The following is a 337-nucleotide window of genomic DNA, read 5'->3' on the forward strand; positions in this document are numbered from 1 at the left end:
GGGGAGCCTTGGCAGCCATTATTCAGCATTTCTTTATTCAAAAGAAGATTCCGGTATTTACTTTTCCTTTTATCATCATTACCTGGGTATGTGTTTTTGCATTACATCAATTGACACAGATTCCGCCTTCAGCAGCAGTTGCTGCTAGCATAGAACCTGTTGATTATGATGATTTCCTTACCTGTACCAATGCCTTTGGTGAAGTTATATTTCAGGGGGGTGTACTTTCGGGAGTCATTTTCTTTATTGCTGTTTTTATCAGTTCGCCGGTTGCTGCTTTGTACGGTTTTTTAGGAGCTATTTTGGGATCTTATGTCTCTCATATGCATGGTGAGCC

The 337-nt window shown here is 40.7% G+C and carries 1 protein-coding gene; it reads left to right on the forward strand.

The genetic code is table 11. The features are described 5' to 3' along the window. A partial coding sequence (locus SB689_RS22750) for an urea transporter (RefSeq protein WP_410694341.1) occupies positions 1-337 on the forward strand: 337 nt, incomplete at both ends.

Origin of the sequence: Chryseobacterium sp. SIMBA_038 (genome assembly GCF_046535115.1) — a bacterium.
Classification (GTDB): Bacteria; Bacteroidota; Bacteroidia; order Flavobacteriales; family Weeksellaceae; genus Chryseobacterium.